The sequence below is a fragment of the Marinobacterium sp. BA1 genome, assembly GCF_041155135.1.
GTDB lineage: Bacteria > Pseudomonadota > Gammaproteobacteria > Pseudomonadales > Balneatricaceae > Marinobacterium > Marinobacterium iners.
Genome location: NZ_BAAFHC010000001.1, coordinates 3,949,056 through 3,964,918, shown reverse-complemented (window position 1 = coordinate 3,964,918; position 15,863 = coordinate 3,949,056). Strand labels below are relative to the sequence as shown.

Annotated in this window: 17 protein-coding genes; 8 read left to right on the top strand and 9 right to left on the bottom strand. The window is 54.6% G+C overall.

Features of this window, described 5'->3' with window-relative positions; all coding sequences use genetic code 11:
* The first annotated feature begins 142 nt into the window (after nucleotides 1-142).
* From ACAM29_RS19050 to ACAM29_RS19025, 6 genes are all read left to right on the top strand, one after another.
* Nucleotides 143-544, top strand: coding sequence for a hypothetical protein (locus ACAM29_RS19050; RefSeq protein ID WP_369625100.1), 402 nt, complete (start codon nucleotides 143-145; stop codon nucleotides 542-544).
* Nucleotides 545-874: 330 nt separating this feature from the next.
* Nucleotides 875-1,876: a polymorphic toxin type 50 domain-containing protein gene (locus ACAM29_RS19045; protein ID WP_369625099.1), complete on the top strand. Its 1,002-nt coding sequence runs from the start codon at nucleotides 875-877 to the stop codon at nucleotides 1,874-1,876.
* Nucleotides 1,877-1,879: 3 nt separating this feature from the next.
* Nucleotides 1,880-2,179: a hypothetical protein gene (locus ACAM29_RS19040; protein ID WP_369625098.1), complete on the top strand. Its 300-nt coding sequence runs from the start codon at nucleotides 1,880-1,882 to the stop codon at nucleotides 2,177-2,179.
* 324 nt (nucleotides 2,180-2,503) lie between these two features.
* On the top strand, nucleotides 2,504-2,728 hold the full coding sequence (locus ACAM29_RS19035; protein ID WP_369625097.1) for a hypothetical protein: 225 nt from the start codon (nucleotides 2,504-2,506) through the stop codon (nucleotides 2,726-2,728).
* Nucleotides 2,725-3,111, top strand: coding sequence for a DUF1493 family protein (locus ACAM29_RS19030; RefSeq protein WP_369625096.1), 387 nt, complete (start codon nucleotides 2,725-2,727; stop codon nucleotides 3,109-3,111). The genes ACAM29_RS19035 and ACAM29_RS19030 overlap by 4 nt, the downstream gene beginning before the upstream one ends.
* Nucleotides 3,112-3,264: 153 nt before the next feature.
* A complete protein-coding gene (locus ACAM29_RS19025; RefSeq protein WP_369625095.1) occupies nucleotides 3,265-3,672 on the top strand; it encodes a hypothetical protein in 408 nt (135 codons plus the stop codon).
* A gap of 192 nt (nucleotides 3,673-3,864) precedes the next feature.
* On the opposite strand, the gene ACAM29_RS19020 is transcribed toward ACAM29_RS19025, so the two are convergent.
* The 7 genes from ACAM29_RS19020 to ACAM29_RS18990 form a co-directional block, all read right to left on the bottom strand.
* Entirely contained in the window at nucleotides 3,865-5,541 is a 1,677-nt protein-coding gene (locus tag ACAM29_RS19020) for a hypothetical protein (RefSeq protein ID WP_369625094.1), read from the bottom strand.
* 250 nt (nucleotides 5,542-5,791) lie between these two features.
* Complete coding sequence (locus tag ACAM29_RS19015) at nucleotides 5,792-6,397, bottom strand: transglycosylase SLT domain-containing protein (protein WP_369625093.1); 606 nt, start codon at nucleotides 6,395-6,397, stop codon at nucleotides 5,792-5,794.
* A 26-nt stretch (nucleotides 6,398-6,423) separates the two neighbouring features.
* Nucleotides 6,424-7,290: a bifunctional methionine sulfoxide reductase B/A protein gene (locus ACAM29_RS19010; RefSeq protein ID WP_369625092.1), complete on the bottom strand. Its 867-nt coding sequence runs from the start codon at nucleotides 7,288-7,290 to the stop codon at nucleotides 6,424-6,426.
* Nucleotides 7,291-7,318: 28 nt separating this feature from the next.
* The gene (locus ACAM29_RS19005) at nucleotides 7,319-7,912 is read right to left on the bottom strand and encodes an ABC-type transport auxiliary lipoprotein family protein (RefSeq protein WP_369625091.1); all 594 of its coding nucleotides are present in this window, start codon (nucleotides 7,910-7,912) and stop codon (nucleotides 7,319-7,321) included.
* Between the two features lie 14 nt (nucleotides 7,913-7,926).
* Nucleotides 7,927-8,865 carry an MlaD family protein gene (locus ACAM29_RS19000; RefSeq protein WP_369625090.1) on the bottom strand — a complete coding sequence of 313 codons (939 nt, stop codon included), beginning with the start codon at nucleotides 8,863-8,865 and terminating at the stop codon, nucleotides 7,927-7,929.
* A 2-nt stretch (nucleotides 8,866-8,867) separates the two neighbouring features.
* Complete coding sequence (locus ACAM29_RS18995; protein WP_369625160.1) at nucleotides 8,868-9,656, bottom strand: ABC transporter ATP-binding protein; 789 nt, start codon at nucleotides 9,654-9,656, stop codon at nucleotides 8,868-8,870.
* Entirely contained in the window at nucleotides 9,656-10,780 is a 1,125-nt protein-coding gene (locus tag ACAM29_RS18990) for an MlaE family ABC transporter permease (RefSeq protein WP_369625159.1), read from the bottom strand. Before ACAM29_RS18990 ends, ACAM29_RS18995 begins: the two co-directional genes overlap by 1 nt.
* A 169-nt stretch (nucleotides 10,781-10,949) precedes the next feature.
* Here ACAM29_RS18990 and ACAM29_RS18985 point away from each other — a divergent pair, with 169 nt between their 5' ends.
* Complete coding sequence (locus ACAM29_RS18985; protein WP_369625089.1) at nucleotides 10,950-13,832, top strand: valine--tRNA ligase; 2,883 nt, start codon at nucleotides 10,950-10,952, stop codon at nucleotides 13,830-13,832.
* A gap of 60 nt (nucleotides 13,833-13,892) precedes the next feature.
* Here ACAM29_RS18985 and ACAM29_RS18980 read toward each other — a convergent pair whose 3' ends face one another.
* The gene (locus ACAM29_RS18980; protein ID WP_206835782.1) at nucleotides 13,893-14,276 is read right to left on the bottom strand and encodes a group II truncated hemoglobin; all 384 of its coding nucleotides are present in this window, start codon (nucleotides 14,274-14,276) and stop codon (nucleotides 13,893-13,895) included.
* Nucleotides 14,277-14,394: 118 nt separating this feature from the next.
* Between ACAM29_RS18980 and ACAM29_RS18975 the strand changes: the two genes are divergently transcribed.
* Complete coding sequence (locus ACAM29_RS18975) at nucleotides 14,395-14,859, top strand: gamma-glutamylcyclotransferase family protein (RefSeq protein WP_369625088.1); 465 nt, start codon at nucleotides 14,395-14,397, stop codon at nucleotides 14,857-14,859.
* Here ACAM29_RS18975 and ACAM29_RS18970 read toward each other — a convergent pair.
* Entirely contained in the window at nucleotides 14,849-15,814 is a 966-nt protein-coding gene (locus tag ACAM29_RS18970; RefSeq protein ID WP_369625087.1) for a nitroreductase family protein, read from the bottom strand. The genes ACAM29_RS18975 and ACAM29_RS18970 overlap by 11 nt on opposite strands.
* Nucleotides 15,815-15,863 lie beyond the last annotated feature (49 nt).

Below are 15,863 nucleotides of genomic sequence, written 5' to 3'. Positions count from 1 at the left end.
ATAAAGAAATGGTGTCCGGTTTAGCGTGGGCAACTACAGTGGTGGAGGAAAGTTCCGAGGGAAGCCTGCACAAAGGACTATCGAGATATAGTCTCCCGGAAATAAGATTCCTTCAGATAAAATTCAGTTTAGGTAATTAGCTTTGGAAAAATATAAAGTTTTTAGAATTTCTGAACCGCATATTGTGAATGATGATATTTATTGTCAGGATTTAGTGGACAATGGATCCTGCTTAGCATTAACTTTGAATGCAGTTCATAGGAGTATTTCCATAAAAATTACATTTGACTTTTTCTATATATATTCAAAGTCAAATGAGAGCTATAGATTGGAAACTATAGATAAAATCCCAGATGACAGGTATTTAATTTTAACAGTTGAAAACTCAAGGTTAGCAGAATGGCTTCATAAAGAAAGTAAAGGAATTTACTCTGATGATGACGTAGTTCACTACTTAATAATTACAAGTGATGAAGTAATTGATGTATTAAGTAGTATTCCTCCGTCAATAGAATGGAGCGAAAAAGGCAAAAAAATTCTATAGAGCTTATCTAAATACCTGTTAAAAAAGCCCGTATTCTTCGGGCTTTTTACTATCCTCAGTATTGTCATTTCCACCAGCAGAATCTGCACACCTAATCGGTTTCGGTTGTCATTGTTGACCCGCAGAGTTTGCATTTGGGGTCAACGCATATAAGAAGAGCTTCAAAACTCTGTATCAGCCAACCAGCCTCATAGACTGATGCAGCAACTTTTTGATGCAGAAACGCGATAAATCCACGTAGGAAACTGTTGGGTATAAGACACGAATGGCAATGTACTGAGTAAAGGCGGCCTGAACTTCAGCTACGACCGCTACAACAGTCTCACCAGTGTGAGCGGCACGGTAAGCGCAACCTACACGTACAATGCCAATCGTCAGCGTACAAGCAAGACTGTTAATGGCCAAACCACCTACTACCTGTACAATCAATCCGGGCAGCTGCTGGCCGAGCTTGATCATAGCGGGCAGACAAAGGTTGAGTATGTCTGGTTGGGCACACAGCCACTGGCGGTGATTCATTCAGGCCCCGCTTCAGCCGTCGTATACTACATACACACTGATCATCTCAATACACCGCAAGTCGTGAGTGATAATCAGGGAACGGTGGTCTGGCGGGCGGACTATGATGTATTTGGGCAAGCATCTGTTGCCTCTGGGAGTATCCTGACATTCAACCTCCGCTTTCCTGGCCAGTATTTTGACAGTGAAACGGGACTACATTACAACTACTGTCGGGATTACGACCCCAGTACGGGGCGGTATATTCAGAGTGATCCGATTGGGCTTCAGGGTGGGTTGAATACGTATGCTTATGTTGGGGGAAATCCTTTAAGTTATGTTGACCCTTTAGGGTTAGCATACTCTGAAAGGGGAGAGCACGGAGAAAGGGCAAGAACACAATCTTGTGATAGTGCATTACAAGAAGCTGCTGTTGGTGCCAGTTTACTTGCTATATTGTTAACTGCAGGTGCTTATCCAGCACTGGTTGTTCCGCTGCAAGTTGGGCTTATTCCTAGCTCTGATGTGTACTTTCCGGGCTTAAAAATACATGCTGGGAAGCAAGGAAAACACATTCCGGGGCATAATAACTTTACCCAAGGCAGAAGTGAATTAACGCATCCTAATCCTCAGTCACTAGTGGATTCATATGCTGGGAAAGGGGTTCCTGTGAATAAGATACCTGCTGGACAGCCCGGTTATAGAGAGAGAGTTAATTTCCAAGAAAATATTGGGAAATATGTAGATCCTTCGTCAGGTAATAGCTCCAGTACCACAAATGGTATTATTCATCACAGTAAAGATGGTGTTCATATTGTTCCAGCGAGGCCGTAAAAGATGGGAAGTATTGAATTGAGATCAGCAGTATTGTTAGCTATGCAGTCATCATTGTTGGGCATGATTACTCCCAATATGAGAGCCATTACATGTGGCTATGATGAAAGTGATATTAGTATTAAATTTGTATTTGATAATACCCCTGATGCAGATGAAAATGAGCTATGTGAAGATGTCTTAACTGAAATGCTTTCTCACTTCGACTCTCATAAAATCTCTCTTGAAGTTATCAGCATACCCATTCCTGAGAACATCAAAGGTGAGCTTTTAGATAATTGGATATATATGCGAAGAGAATAAATTATAAAATACCTTAAAAAGGTCAGCCTCTAGCTGGCCTCTTTTTGCCATAGAGCTGTCATTTTCACCAGCAATGTTTGCACGCTTTTCCGGTTTCAGTTGTCACTGTTGACCAGAAGGGTTTACATTTGATGCCAGCACATACAAGAGGAGGTTCAAAACTCTGTGTCAACCAACCAGCCTCACTGACTGATGTGACGCCCTTTTGGCGCAGAAACGTGATAAATCCACGTGGGAAACTGTGGGGTATAAGACACGAATGGCAATGTACTGAGTAAAGGTGGCCTGAGATTCAGCTACGACCGCTACAACAGTCTCACCAGTGTGAGCGGCACGGTAAGCGCAACCCATACGTACAATGCTCATCGTCAGCGTACAAGCAAGACTGTTAATGGCCAAACCACCTACTACCTGTACAATCAATCCGGGCAGCTGCTGGCCGAGCTTGATCATAGCGGGCAGACAAAGGTGGAATATGTCTGGTTTAGCGGGGGCAACTACATCAATGAATACATGGAAGATTGTGACGAAGATGAATGTACGCAATGAATAATAGCGAGTTAACGAACCATATTTTAAGGCTGGTTGCGAAACACGCTTTATGTCAGTCTGACCGCCTTTCTATCACGACAAAGATAGGAGAAGATTTACGAATCGTTGGCGATGATGCTGATGAGTTGTTGGCTGAATTTTCATCTGAATTTAATGTTGATATGTATAATATAGACTTTGAAACATACTTTCCATGTGAAGCCACAGCTAATATGCATTTTTACCTATCAGCAATAGCTAAGAGCAAGTACCAAAACCCATTGGTACTTGCTATCCGTTACCTTGAAGCTAAGTTCTGGCGCTTATTTGCCTCGAAAACAAGTTACCAAAAACTCACTATTGAAGACCTTGTAAAGATCGCAAGTCGTGGAAGGGTATAATACAATATCGGGGGCTCAGCAGATCCTTTATATTTTTAAGACAGGAGTTATCCAAAGACAGATCGATTATATTCACCAAGGGTTGATAGATAGCCAAATACAAGATAGTGGGAAAATTCGAAAAAGTCTCTGGTCTGATGGGAAAATCAGAAAATGAGTAAAGCCGATTCTGAACTCTTCTTTAGTGTACTACTTGAGAGAGTCCTTCATTGCTGGCCGAAATCTATTGATGTGAAGCAGTTGCACGCAGACAAAAGCCGTCCGGATTTGTATGTAGTGAGTGGTTTAGGAGCTATGGGGGATTCAATAGCTGAAGGGTTTGATGGCGAGATTGACGCGGTGCTCGTGACTGTGCTTTGTGACGCTGTTACTTCAACCATCCGTTCTGCAGCACTATTTTGTACGGAAATTGAGCCAGCGCTGTTGCGGCCAGACACAGTACGTGAAAACTTTGAAAAGCGACTACATCGAGCTGAAACCAACCCCGATCTTGGGTGGAAAGAGGAGGATATATTGCTGATAAGGCGCTATTTTTTTCTGAATAATAAACGGTGTAGATAATCTGGTTTTTCGAGGCAACGTATCCCATCTAGTTCCGAAACTGGTAAATCATACGGTGTTGGAGTAGATCGACTCAGATCCTACCCAGCAATCGTGAACACCTTTTCTAGGGGGGTAGTCCAATTTTCGGTTCAGTCTAAAAAATGACACATAATTCTGGACACTACCACACCAAACGAATACCTCCCCGCATCACACAACCCCCTGCCCCACCACCTTCCGGCTCTGCTCAATCAGATCGAGCAGAGTGTCCGCGTACCGGCTTGCGCGTTCTGAATCCATCCAGCGGGCGTAGTCGATCTGGCTCAGATTGTCCTGCTTCCCAAGCAGCCAAGAGGAGTCGATGTAATCAACAATCAGCGACTCGTTGTCCTGTAGAAACGCCTCAAGCGCTTGCTGTGCAGATGACAGGCCGCCTTCAACCAGTTGGCCGGCAGGTCGGTTGAAGCGGAAGTTGTCGATCAATTGTTCCAGCGTCATCGTCAGACCGGGATGCTCTTCGCGCAGCGACGTGAACTGTTGTATGAGTGATTCCAGGCGCGCTTTGGCATCGTTGATCAGGTTCCGACGGATATCATCGGGCTGGCTGTTGAGGTAGTCGACACCCTGCCAGGACAGTTCACGCAACGTGCGACTGTTCGTCCCCGTTTCCCAGGGCTCAAGGCCGTATTGCTGATATACCAGTTGTTCGGCACGCCGGCCATTGGCCTCGATTTTTTGCCATTCCAGACGGTTTCGTGGAAATTCGTCCAGCTGAAGTTGCTTGTTTGCGATGGATTCAAGGCTGAGGCTGTGTTGCGCCACAAAGGCTTCCAGACGATCCTGTTGCGGATGCAGGCTGCCATCAGGCAGTTGGCCAACAGGATCACCATGTTTGATGTTATCGAGCAGGTCCTGAAGGTTAACCTCGGGCTCCAGGTCCGACAGGGCACTGTAAAACTGATCCCTCATTGGCTGATACAAGGTTTGATAGGACTGAATCAACGCCTGTTTGTCGCTTTGATACAGCTGACCGGAAACGGCATTTTTCAACATATTCGCGTCGCCGATTCTCAAGCCAATTTCGATCAAGCGGTGTGCCAGATCGGCGTACGCCTGAGGGTCGAATGTCTCATTGGCCCTATGGTGTGCAGTAATATCGTTAAACACCATGAAGCGGGACAGGTCATCGCTCAGACCGCCGGCACCATCTCGATTCAGTTGATATACCGCTGTATTGGTCAATGCATCGCTGCGTTCCCGAGCGCCTTCCAGCCCGGCGTAACGATGCATTTCAATGACCTGATCAACCGCTTCAGAGCGGGATATCTGCTGTTGATCCAACCAATCCCCCAAGTGATCGGGCACCTGTTTCAGGTTCTCATAATGCTCCAGCATCGTTTCGATGTCGGACTGGTTGTCCTGCCAGAATTGATTCAGGCGTTCCTCTTTGGCAAGCCGCGTACCGTCAGCATTTTCACTGGGATGACGCCCGGCCAAAGCGTTCTCGGCCAGTTGATCAAGCTCCACCGAGACGGGAAAATCTTCGTCCAGCGCTTCGGCCAACCGGTAGGACAGGGTGAAATAGTCATCCAGATAAGCACCCGCGTAGCCGCGCCGCTGGGCGACCATCTGTTCAAGATAGCTGGCGGCTTCCACACCAGCGGGACCTGCTTCCATCAAGGCCCACCACTGATTGTTGGCTTGCTCACTCCACTGGGTAATCTCGAAGCGCTGCAGGCCATCTTCTGACATCATCGCAAGCGTTGTCGTGTATTCCCCGACCAACCCCTGGGAGACCAGATCATTGATCTCTTTGTGAATTGCAGTCCGCGCCTGAATTTGGCTCGGTGTGCTGTTCGGGATTAACGTTGTGATGGAGATACTCACTCTGACGTCCTCTGCCTGCGTGATAAATACTCAAAAGCCGGATACACAGCATTTATCAGCAACGAATGTACCAACCCCGCATTTCCAGAGTGCTTTCAACACGTTCAGCGATGGATACAGAACGAAGGGATGGGCAGAACCGGCAGACGTTTGCCGGTCTATTTTTCTGATATGAAAGCCTGGCGGCAAAATGCAGCCAACTCTATTGACAGGCTCTCGCGCCATGCTTGTAGCATGACGGCGCTGAGGTTTAGAACGGCCACCACCAGGGTGAGGATTTTAGGCTGTGTCTGCAGCTTCTGAGCTGCTCGCCATACATCCGAGCGTTGGCATCCACCTTTTGAGCAACGCTGACCAGCCAGCCCTTGCTGTTATAGGTTTTGCGTTGCCAGCCTCCGTGCCCTTCGTGGTACGCCAGATACTGGTTATAGGCGTCCCACTTGGAGATGCCCAATGTTTTTTGCGACACGTCGGCATACCAGCCCATGAAATCGACCGCATCGTCGTAGTCATCACGGTCGGCGCCCCAGTTGCCGGTCTTGTCCTTGTACCAGTCCCATGTCTCGTCTTTTACCTGGGCATATCCGTACGCGCTGGATACTCGCCACCACATGGGGATGCCGAGGAAGCTGTCGCGAGGAGGGGCGGCATTGTGCCTGAAGCTGGATTCCTGTCGCATGATGGCCAGCTGAACCTGAATTGGCAGGCTATACTTTCGCTCAACCGTCAGAGAGGCATCAAACCAGTCGGGCTTCTCGCGAAAGATCCGGCAGGCATTTTCCACATTGGACGGTGGCGTGGTCGCACAGGACGCCAACAGAAGAGGCAACATCAGACACAAACAGATTCTTTGCATACGTACACCGGCAACCGGATGAGCAGTTAAAACCGCTTCTGATACCGGTGGCAATAAGGCGTTTTGCCCGTGCGCACGTAGTAGTCTTGATGGAACTCTTCGGCACGCCAGAACGGTGCCATCGGCAGCACCCGCGTCACCACGTCTAGCCCCTGATTTTCCAGCTGCGCAATCAACTTTTCGCTGATGCCGCGCTCTTCGTCATCCTGCACGAAAATGGCAGACGCATATTGAGGTCCGATATCAGGCCCCTGACCGTTTTCCTGACTCGGGTCGTGAATCTCAAAGAACAGTTTGGCCAGTGTTTCGAAATCAACTTTTGCCGGGTCGTACAGCACTTCCACGGCCTCAAGATGACCGGTCTGCTTGCCGCAGACCTCTTCATAACTGGGGTTATCCACATGGCCGCCCATGTAACCGGACACAACCGACACCACACCGGGTTGCTGCTGCAGCAGGTGCTCAACCCCCCAGAAACAGCCGCCGGCAAAATAGGCGGTTTTCAGGGTGCTGCCCTGCTGTTGTGCCAGTTTTTCGGCACTGAGGAAGTCCATGGAGATGGAATTGACGCAATGGCGCACGTTCTTCCGTGTCAGCATTTCGCCTTCAAATACGTGTCCCAGGTGACCGCCGCAGTTGGCACACAGGATCTCCGTCCGCCGCCCGTCCGCATCCACCTCTCTGCGAACGGCGCCTTCAATTTCATCATCAAAGCTGGGCCAGCCGCAGTGGGAGGGAAACTTGTCTTCAGAGCGATACAGGTGCGCCCCACACTGTTTGCAGGCATAGACACCGGTTTCAAAATGCTCGTTGTACTGGCCGGTGAAAGGTCGCTCTGTCCCCTTTCTGATGATGATGTACTCTTCTTCAGGGGTCAGCTTTTTGTAGGACATGTTCTACCTCGGCACGGGAAATTGTGTGTTATTTTGCCGTTTCTTTCAGCAGCCACTGCTTGATGACGTCGGCCATCTCGGCACTCAGACTCGAGAACGCGTCGACGACATCGGCCAGATCGCTGCTGTCGGCAGGGCGGCTGAGATCCAGCGAGGTTTCAGCCAGGATGGCACGCCCATTGGCTTCTACCAGCTGCAGGTGGCCGCGGATCACAACCGTGGGCACCCCTTGATGATATTCGGTCTGAAAGGCGTCCAGTCGGGATACCAGCACGCGGTCCGCTGCCAGACGCACTTCATCTCCGCTGATCTGACTGAAGCGGCTGTCCCGCTGCAGGGCCGAAATCAGCTGGTCACGCCACAGCTCCGGTATCGCACTGTTCCAGCGAGCGCCCGCATATACACTTGGGGGCTTGCCTTGCGGTACCACCAGCATATGGCGACCATTGAGCAGATCCGGGGTTTGGGGTCGCAGTACTCTCAGGCTTTCCACCTGTACACTTTGACCCACGACGGCGGGGGCAGGTTCCAGTGTCCAGCTCTGTACCGGCTCAGTCGAGGGCAACCAGCTACAGCCTGCTACGCCCAATGCCAGCAACCCCGTCAACAACAGATGTTTCATGTACACACTCTCCCTCACGGTGTGAATTCAGGTGCAGGCGGGCGCCCGGTCAGGTATGCGGCCGGATCTTCCTCCAGTCTCGACAGTATCCGGTTCAACGTTCCCAAACTGCGTTGCAGTTCCTGCATGACCGGGCCGATCTCAGCCATGCCCTGCAGGCCGTTGTCCAGTGCGCTCGCATTGCGGCTCAGCAGGCGTTCCAGCTGTTCACCGCTCTGCGCCAGCGACTGCATCGCCCGGCGCCCATCCACCACCATCGGCGCCCCCTGATCGGACAGCAGCCGGTCGGCATGGCTGATCAGTTGGGTCGCGGCCTGCAGAACCTTTTGTGCCTCTTCAGCCGTTGAGCTCAGGTTGTCCAGCGTCTCACCCACCCCCGATCTGGATTCGACCAGCTCCTCGGACACCTGCTCCAGGTTATGGATGATGCGACCAATGCGGTCGATGTTTTCCGGTGACAGCAATTCAGCCCCCTGCTCTACCAGTTCGTTCACACCGGTGAGCAGCGCTTCGCCGTTACCCAGCAATGCCCCGATCGGTGATGGATCGGCCTCGATCACCGGAGGCCCTTCCTTTGGTCGCTCCAGTGCGGGGGCCTGCGGGTTGTCGGTACTGAGCAGAATATTGGCTGCTCCGGTAATGTTGGCGATCGCCAGTCGCGCACGTGTCCCCTGGTTGATCGGGGTGACGGAACTGACCTCCATGTCTGCCAGAACGCGGCGAGGGTCAGCCGGGTCCAGCTGAAGCTGTTTTACTTCACCCACGCGCAGGCCGTTGTACTGCACCAGGCTGCCCACGGTAAGACCCGTTACCGCCTCGTTGAAGACGACGCGATAGCGCCGTGTTTCCTGCTGCTGTCCGGACTGAACCAGCCAGATGCCAAAAAACAGCGCCGCCAAAAGCCCCGCCAGAGTGAACAGTCCAATCAGCACATGATGTGCACGTGTTTCCATGCTTACCTCTCCCCTGCCGCCGCGTAGGCGGCACGGCCTCTTGGGCCATTAAAATAGGCCTGTATCCATTCATCGTCATGGCGAGATACACGCTCGGGCGTATCCGCGACCAGCACCCGCTTTTGTGACAGTACCGCGATACGGTCGCAGGCGGTCCAGAGTGAATCCAGATCATGCGTCACCATGAACACCGCCACCCCCAGTGCGTTGCGCAGGGTCAGCAGCAACTGGTCAAAATCGGCGGCGCCGATGGGGTCCAGCCCTGCGGTGGGCTCGTCCAGAAACAGCACATCCGGGTCGAGCGCCAGTGCCCGGGCCAACGCAGCACGTTTCACCATACCACCGGACAGTGAAGCCGGGTACAGATCACCGGCATGTGGTGCGAGCCCCGTCAGCGCCAGTTTGACCTCTGCCAACGCCTCGGCATCGGAACGACTCAGTCCGGCATGCTCGATCAACGGCAAGGCCACATTTTCCCGAACGGTCAGCGAGCTGAACAACGCGCCGCCCTGAAACAGCACCCCCAGACGCTGCTCAAGCCGGGAGCGTCTTGCCCCTGACAATGCCAGCAGATTCTGACCGAACAGACGAACCTCACCCGTACTCGGACGGTTCAAACCCACAATCGAGCGCAGCAGTACCGACTTGCCGGTACCCGAACCGCCCACCACACCCAGGATCTCACCGGGATACAGATCGAGATCCAGATGCTCATGCACCGTGTTGCGACCAAAACGGTTGCACAGGCCACGCACCTCAATCAGCGGGGACGGCTTGATATCCTTTGTCATCACCACCCCATCTCCATGAAAAACAACGCCGCCAGCGCATCCAGCAATATCACCATAAAGATTGACTGAACCACGGCGGAGGTGGTGTGACGCCCGACGGATTCGGCACTGCCACTGACCTTAAAGCCCTCCATGCAGCCGATCACGGCCACCACAAAGGCAAACAGCGGCGCTTTCACCAACCCGACCAGATAGTGCTTCAACGGTACATCCGCCAGAATGCCGAAGAACTGTCCCAGCGGAATATCCAGCGATACCAGCGCCACCAGTGCACCACCGGTCAGGCCGGATATGATCGCCACGAAGGTCAGCAGCGGCAGCGTGATCAACAATGCCAGCACGCGTGGCACCACCAGCAGCTCCATGTGGCTGAGCCCCAGCGTTCGCAATGCATCCAACTCTTCGTTGGCTTTCATGGAACCGATCTGAGCGGTAAAGGCACTGGCCGTTCGACCCGCCAGCAGGATGGCTGCCAAAATCACGCCAAACTCTCGCAGAAAGGCGTAGGCCACCAGATTCACCGTATAGATTTCGGCGCCAAACTCACCCAGTACCGTCGCCCCCAGAAAGGCCACCACGGCACCCACCAGAAAGGTGAGCAGCGCCACGATCGGGACAGCATTGAGTCCGGTTTCGTGAATCTGATTCACCAGTGCAGTCATGCGCCAGCGCCAGGGCCGCAATACAATGCCGAACAGCGTCTGCAATACCAGTCCGATAAAGCCGCTCAACTCCCAGAAATGACGGAACACGATCTCGCTTTGTTGGCCAAGATGCGCCAATGCGGCAATCAGCGGCGAAGGCTTGGGTGAAGGCTCTGCCGGTTCTCGCGACAACGCCTTTATCACCACCTGCAGCAACCCTTTGCGCTCGGGTTGCAGCGTCGGGCTCTGTTCGATCAGGGTGCGCAGTCGATCCGCACCGAACCAGTTCGCCAGCAGCGTTGCGCCAGCCGTATCCAGTGCCTGAATGTCCTCCAGCTGCAGCACACAATCCCCCTCGGGGGACGACTGCTGCGCAAGCATCTGCTTCAGATGCCGATAGTGAGACAGCGTCCAGCTGCCACCCAGACACACCCGCTGGCCGTGCCACTCAATCCACCCGGGGGCGGTATCGGTTGTCATCGCCGGTTTTTGCATCCCTTGCGCACCTGAATAGCCTGTTGAAAGGCTCATTTTCCTCCCCCTGCCCCTTTGCTGCAATAGCGAAGGCTCCGAGCCCTGTCACCCGGGAAAGCCGCACTGTATAATGGCGGGTTTCGACAGCGCCAACGAATCAGAGATACGGACCCCAATGGACAAGACCTACCAGCCCCACGATATTGAGAAATCCTGGTACCAGACCTGGGAAGAGAAGGGTTACTTCGCACCCTCCGGTGAAGGCGACGCCTACTGCATCATGATTCCGCCGCCCAACGTCACCGGCAGCCTGCACATGGGCCATGCCTTCCAGCACACCATCATGGACGCACTGACCCGCTACCGCCGCATGCAGGGCCGCAACACCCTGTGGCAGGTGGGTACCGACCACGCCGGCATCGCCACCCAGATGGTCGTTGAGCGCAAGCTGGCCGCCGAAGAAGAGTTGACCCGCCACGATCTGGGCCGTGACGCCTTTATCGAGAAGATCTGGGAATGGAAGGAAGAGTCCGGCGGTACCATCACCCGCCAGATGCGCCGTCTGGGCAACTCCGTTGACTGGCCCACCGAGCGCTTCACCATGGATTCCGGCTTCTACCGTGCAGTGCAGGAAGTGTTCATCCGCCTGTACGACGACAAGCTGATCTACCGCGGCAAGCGTCTGGTCAACTGGGACCCGAAACTGCACACCGCGATCTCCGATCTGGAAGTGGAGAACCGCGAGGTCAAGGGTAAGATGTGGTACCTGCGCTACCCGCTGGCCGATGGCGTGAAAACCGCGGCCGGTGAAGACCACATCGTGGTCGGTACCACCCGTCCGGAAACCCTGCTCGGCGACACCGGTGTGGCGGTGAACCCGGAAGACGAACGCTACCAGAGCCTGATCGGCAAGTTCGTTGAACTGCCGCTGGTCGGTCGCCGCATCCCCATCGTGACCGACGAACACGCCGATATGGAAAAGGGCACCGGCTGCGTGAAGATCACCCCGGCGCACGACTTCAACGATAACGAAGTCGGCAAGCGCTGCGGTCTGCCGATGATCAACGTGCTGACGCTGGATGGCCATATCCGCAAGGAAGCCCAGGTGTTCAACACCGACGGCAGCGACAACCGTGAACTCGATCCCAGCCTGCCACAGGCTTATCAGGGCCTGGAGCGTTTTGCCGCCCGTAAGCAGATCGTGGCTGATATGGAAGCCGCCGGCCTGCTGGTGAAGATCGAAGAAAACAACATGACCATCCCCTACGGCGACCGTGGCGGCGTGGTGATCGAGCCGATGCTCACCGACCAGTGGTTCTGCGATGCCAAGACTCTGGCCAAGCCGGCCATCGAGGCGGTCGAGAACGGCGACATCAAGTTTGTGCCCAAACAGTACGAAAACATGTACTTCGCCTGGATGCGTGATATTCAGGACTGGTGTATCTCGCGTCAGCTGTGGTGGGGCCACCGCATCCCGGCCTTCTACGACAACGAAGGCAACGTTTACGTCGCGGCCGACAAGGATGCTGCTCGCCAGAAGTACAACCTGGACCCGGAACTGGAACTGCGTCAGGACGACGACGTGCTCGACACTTGGTTCAGCTCCGCGCTCTGGACCTTCGGCACCCTGGGCTGGCCGGAAGACACCGAGCGTCTGAAAACCTTCCACCCGACCGATACCCTGGTCACCGGCTTCGACATCATCTTCTTCTGGGTGGCGCGCATGATCATGATGACCATGCACTTCATGAAGGACGAAGACGGCAAGCCGCAGGTACCGTTCAAGAACGTGTACGTCACCGGCCTGATCCGCGACGAGAACGGCGACAAGATGTCCAAGTCCAAGGGCAACGTGCTCGACCCGCTGGACATGATTGACGGCATCAGCCTGGAAGCGCTGCTGGAAAAACGCACTGGCAACATGATGCAGCCACAGCTGGCCGAGAAGATCGGCAAGCGCACCGAGAAGCAGTTCCCGGAAGGCATCGCCGCCCACGGTACCGACGCCCTGCGCTTCACCCTGACCGCGCTGGCCTCTACCGGCCGTGACATCAACTGGGACATGAAGCGCCTGGAAGGCTACCGCAACTTCTGCAACAAGATCTGGAACGCCGCTCGTTATGTCCTGACCAACACCGAAGGTCAGGACTGCGCCCAGGATAACACTGAAGTACTGCTGACCCTGGCTGACCGCTGGATCATCAGCAGTCTGCAGCGCACCGAGCAGACCGTGATCAAGCACTTGGACGAGTACCGCTTCGATCTGGCCGCCCAGACCCTGTACGACTTCATCTGGAACCAGTACTGCGACTGGTATCTGGAGCTGTCCAAACCGGTGCTTTGGGATGAGTCCGAAGGTGAAACCGACGAAGAGAAAGAGCGCCTCGCCGCCCTGCGTCGCGGTACCCGCGGCACACTGGTACGTGTGCTGGAAGCGATCCTGCGCCTGTCACACCCGCTGATGCCGTTCATCACTGAAGAGATCTGGCAACAGATCAAGGGGCTGGCCGGCAAGGAAGGCGACACCATCATGCTGCAGAGCTACCCGAAACCGGTGGCCGAGCTGATCGACGAAGCCGCCGAGGCCGACATCGAGTGGCTGAAAGAGGTGATCGTCAGCGTGCGCAATATCCGTGGCGAGATGAATATCGGCCCGGGCAAGGAGCTGGAGCTGCTACTGCACAACGGCAGCGATGAAGACTTCCGCCGCGTACAGGGAAACTACGTTGCCCTGACCAAGCTGGCCAAACTGAGCGAAATCAAGTGGCTGGAAGCAGACGATGAAGCCCCCATGTCCGTCACCAAGCTGGTCGGCAAAATGGAGCTGCTTGTACCGATGGCCGGCTTGATCGACAAGGAAGCCGAGCTGGGACGTCTGCAGAAGGAGCTGGATCGCCTGACCGGTGAGATCAAGCGTGTTGAAGGCAAGCTCTCCAACGAGAAGTTTGTCGCCAACGCTCCTGCTGACGTGGTTGCCAAGGAGAAACAGAAAATTGCCGACGCACAGGACGCGTTCGACAAACTCAAGCAACAGTACGCCAAGATCGAGGCGCTCTGAGCATCAGCGGGGCTGGAACATCACCGGCCCCGCTTAAATCTTTACAATCCTATCCGCTACTCAGTCTCGATTGCGGATCATATCGGCAATCGCAAACATCGGCTCTTTCAACATCTGTTTGAGCTCATCATCCGCGCCAATCTGCTCCAGTGCCTTGTCCATGCACAGCAGCCATTGGTCGCGCTCGTCTGTACCGATCGCATAGGGTTTGTGCGGACTGGTCATGCAGACCGAGCCGTATTTCTCGGCATAACGCTGCGGCCCACCCATCCAGCCGGTCAGATAGTCGGCGAGTCGCTCTTTCATCGGTGTCAGGTCCTTGCCATGCATGGCACGAATGCCGGCCACTTCAGGCGCGCTGTCCATATAGTCATAGAAAGCGTTCGTAAGCTGACGGATGCCCTCCTCTCCCAGTGCTTCAAATGGGGTGTTGTAACCACTCATGGGGTATTCCTCTGTTAGTATCCTTATGCTGAGCCAACATAAATCAGCCAGACTTCAGATAAAAGCCTGTAGGTGCACTTAATATCCATTTTTCAACACAAGGGGATATCACAAGCACATGGCAAGCCCTAACCGACGCCGATGGTTGATACTGGCACTGGCTATCACCCTGCTACTGCCTCCCGCGTGGCTCTGGCACAACCTGTTGAGTCCATGGGGGTACACGGCGCCAGCCGGTCTGCCGGCCATTGACCCTGACCGCCAGCACAGACTGTTTGTGTACGGCACACTGACTCATGGCTGGGTGCGCTGGCTGGTAACAGGGGAACAGATCGTATCGACACCCGCTCGCCTGCCCGGCTTTCGTCGAGAAGGGCTGGACCTGGTTACGGAGCCAACAGCCGTGACACAGGGCGAGCTACTGGAGGTGTCTCCGACCAGCCTGCGCCGGCTTGACCGATACGAGCGACTGGGAATTCGCTACGAGCGAGTCCGGCTGACACTGGAGGATGGGAAAGAGGCCTGGGTGTACACGCGCATTAAGCAACCACCAGCAGGGACAGAGCCCACCCTTACTCGATGATGACATCGTCCAGCGGACGGCGCGGCGAGGCAGGCAGACGGTCATCGGGGTACCCCAGTCGCAACAGAATCTGGGCATGCCCTTGTGCGCCAATATGCTGCTCCAGCTGAGGCCTTAACTGTGCGTGCTGTATCGGCTGATTCAGGTAGGAGGCTTGAACGCCCTGCTGTTGCGCGACCAGCAGCAGATGCTGCAGAGCCTGACCTGTTTGCAGCCAGTCACGGGGCGTATCGCCATCACTGCTCAGCAGCGCCAGTAACGGAGACTCCTCCGCCAGCAGCCGGTCCTGAGATGCCATGCTTTTACCCATGTCAAAGTGGCGCACAACACCCCGGACCAGTGGTGCCACCAGCCGAGGTACTGTCAATCCATCACCGGCTCGTCCCGGATGCATCCACCGCGCCAGCTCCTCACGCCAGGTCTCATCCTGCCACAGCAGGCTGTCGCCCTGTTTAACCAGCTCCACCACCTGCTGCCGCAGCTCCGGGTCCAGCAACAACTGCACATGGCCGTGTTCAGCACGGGCGGCTTCGCATAATGCGTTCTGCAACTCCGCCGACAAGGCTTCCGGCTTGAAGCGGTTTCGCCAGGTCCGGCGGTGAATCAGAGCATCTCCCAGACTCGCCAGCGTCGTTTCTTTTTCACCACGCCCAATATGCACCCGAGCCAGCAGATTCGGTGTTTCCGGTTTCGGCAATAGTGTCCAATCCAGCGACAGCCCGGCATCGGCAGCTGCCACACGCAGATTAAACAGCGCACAGCCACAGCTGATATGCAATTCACGATTGTCGGGATCATTCACCGGCAGCGCGCGTTGCCTGTCGGCCAACAGCTCGACCACCTGCTCCGTCTCATTCAAACGGAACAGCCAGGGCTGGGTGTTGTGGCTGGAAGGTGCCAGAACGGCCTGCTGCAGCAAAGCATGAAGAGAGGTGCGCTCGGAAGACTCGTCCATCAGTCTGGCTCCTTCAGAGTGGGTGTGGCACCAGAGTGTACGACAGCCA

Coding starts and splice junctions, on each gene's coding strand:
- ACAM29_RS18985 (WP_369625089.1), top strand. CDS start 10,950: ATGGACAAGACCTACCAGCCCCACGATATTGAGAAATCCTGGTACCAG.
- ACAM29_RS19025 (WP_369625095.1), top strand. CDS start 3,265: ATGAGTAAAGCCGATTCTGAACTCTTCTTTAGTGTACTACTTGAGAGA.
- ACAM29_RS19010 (WP_369625092.1), bottom strand. CDS start 7,290: ATGTCCTACAAAAAGCTGACCCCTGAAGAAGAGTACATCATCATCAGA.
- ACAM29_RS18970 (WP_369625087.1), bottom strand. CDS start 15,814: ATGGACGAGTCTTCCGAGCGCACCTCTCTTCATGCTTTGCTGCAGCAG.
- ACAM29_RS18980 (WP_206835782.1), bottom strand. CDS start 14,276: ATGAGTGGTTACAACACCCCATTTGAAGCACTGGGAGAGGAGGGCATC.
- ACAM29_RS19005 (WP_369625091.1), bottom strand. CDS start 7,912: ATGAAACATCTGTTGTTGACGGGGTTGCTGGCATTGGGCGTAGCAGGC.
- ACAM29_RS19030 (WP_369625096.1), top strand. CDS start 2,725: ATGAATAATAGCGAGTTAACGAACCATATTTTAAGGCTGGTTGCGAAA.
- ACAM29_RS19000 (WP_369625090.1), bottom strand. CDS start 8,865: ATGGAAACACGTGCACATCATGTGCTGATTGGACTGTTCACTCTGGCG.
- ACAM29_RS19040 (WP_369625098.1), top strand. CDS start 1,880: ATGGGAAGTATTGAATTGAGATCAGCAGTATTGTTAGCTATGCAGTCA.
- ACAM29_RS19015 (WP_369625093.1), bottom strand. CDS start 6,397: ATGCAAAGAATCTGTTTGTGTCTGATGTTGCCTCTTCTGTTGGCGTCC.
- ACAM29_RS18995 (WP_369625160.1), bottom strand. CDS start 9,656: ATGACAAAGGATATCAAGCCGTCCCCGCTGATTGAGGTGCGTGGCCTG.
- ACAM29_RS18975 (WP_369625088.1), top strand. CDS start 14,395: ATGGCAAGCCCTAACCGACGCCGATGGTTGATACTGGCACTGGCTATC.
- ACAM29_RS18990 (WP_369625159.1), bottom strand. CDS start 10,780: ATGACAACCGATACCGCCCCCGGGTGGATTGAGTGGCACGGCCAGCGG.